Annotated in this window: 1 protein-coding gene; it reads right to left on the bottom strand. The window is 72.6% G+C overall.

Translation table 11 applies throughout. The features are described from left to right. The coding region (locus IF89_RS39715; protein WP_043194989.1) for a hypothetical protein at nt 1–431 on the bottom strand (431 nt) is incomplete at both ends.

Genomic DNA, 431 nt, shown 5'->3' on the forward strand with positions numbered 1-431 from the left:
GCGGGGGTGTAGTCGGTGCCGTTTTCGGTGTTGGTGTATTCGCCGCCGAAGCGGAAGGGGTTGGCGGCGGGGTCGGCGGCGCGGAAGCCCGTGGCGGGGGTGCCGTCGGGGCGGGTTTCCTGGCCGTAGTCGGTGTAGCGGCGGCTGGCGGCTGTGCCGCCGTCGGGTCCGGTTTCGAGGATGGTGTTGCCGCGGCGGTCGGTGTGGAGGTAGCGGGCTGCGCCGGGGGTGGCGGTGAGGGTGCGTGCTTCGCGGCCTGCTGCTCCGGTGAGGTAGCTGCCGGTGCGCGGCTGGCCGCCGCCCGCGCCGGTGTGGGTGTCGTTGGCGATGGTGCCGTCGGGGGTGTAGTGGAAGAGGACGGTGGTGCGGGTGCCGTCGGGGTTGGTGGTCTCGGTGGTTTTCCGGCTGCCGTCGGCCCAGTAGGTGTAGGT

Source organism: Streptomyces sp. NRRL F-2664 (assembly GCF_000719345.1).
Classification (GTDB): domain Bacteria; phylum Actinomycetota; class Actinomycetes; order Streptomycetales; family Streptomycetaceae; genus Streptomyces.